This is a genomic window from Variovorax sp. 01T439_2, from assembly GCF_056398445.1.
Genome location: NZ_JBFTPJ010001352.1, coordinates 1 through 1,036 on the forward strand (window position 1 = coordinate 1; position 1,036 = coordinate 1,036).

Sequence of the window (1,036 nt, forward strand, 5' to 3'; positions counted from 1 at the left end):
TCAGCGCGCAAGCCGCGTGAACACGTAGTCGTGGTTCTTCACCAGCGCCTGGTGGCAGGCGAAGCAGGTCTGGTGCTGCGCCAGGTCCGCGGGCTTGCCGTCGACGAAGCGGCCGAATCCCCATCCGCCCGTGGCCGCGTATTTTTTCGAGTCCTTCACCATCACCTGCACGGTGGTCGCTGCGCCTGGGATCGACGCAGGCGCGAATTCCGGCGACTGCACATGCTTCCATGCCAGCTTGGTGAGGATGGTTCCGTCGGGGAAGGGCAGCGTGCCCTGGTCGTAGGCCTGGATCGCCTTGGCGTTGCCGAGCACCACGCGCAGCTCGTTCAACGGCTCCGCCTCGATTGCCGGCGCAATCAGCTGCCACTGCCGGTAGCCCTTGGGAATGGTGACACCGTACAAGGGCGAGGCATCCGAAGTCTTCGCGTCCTCCTCCGCCGCGCTGGAGGTTGCGGCGAAGACGCCGGCCGCTGCCGCGAGCGCAAGCAGGCCGAGGCCGGTGAGCTTTGCCAGCGTGCCTTGGCATGAAGACGGGCGCGCATGGCGCGTTGTGTTGTTTCGATTCATGAGGTGGTGGACCTTGTGCGTTGGAAATTGCCGCCGGGCGTGAAGGCTCCGCGGCGCCTGAACGCGTGGATTTTTCAGCGCCCCTGCCGCTTGCAAACGGGGTTCCGTATGCCTGTGTATCTGCACGGCCGGACGCCCACACTACGTTTCATCGGCGAGGCATCCGTGTATTTGTTCATGTCGCCCTGCCGGGCCGACACAGTGGCATACAGACATCTGCAGTGCACGTGGAGGCGGGCCCTATAAACGCGGCCGTGCTTTGCCCCGCCGCGCTCGTCACGGGTTGCAAAAGGCGATCACTCTTCATTGCCCTTCACTTCAACCGCAGGAAAAACCAAATGAAAAATCTCAGCCGCCGCTTCGCCCGCACCCTGGCCGCCGTGGGCTTCATGGCACTGGCTGGCGCCTTCACGTTCAATGCTTCGGCACAGACCCCAAGCACTGCACAGCAAGCCAAGCCCACCAT

General features: G+C 63.9%; 1 protein-coding gene. It reads right to left on the bottom strand.

The window, feature by feature from the left end; genetic code table 11:
* Positions 1 to 570, bottom strand: coding sequence for a cytochrome P460 family protein (locus AC1DOC_RS34885; protein WP_307596793.1), 570 nt, complete (start codon positions 568 to 570; stop codon positions 1 to 3).
* Positions 571 to 1,036 lie beyond the last annotated feature (466 nt).

Coding starts and splice junctions, on each gene's coding strand:
- AC1DOC_RS34885 (WP_307596793.1), bottom strand. CDS start 570: ATGAATCGAAACAACACAACGCGCCATGCGCGCCCGTCTTCATGCCAA.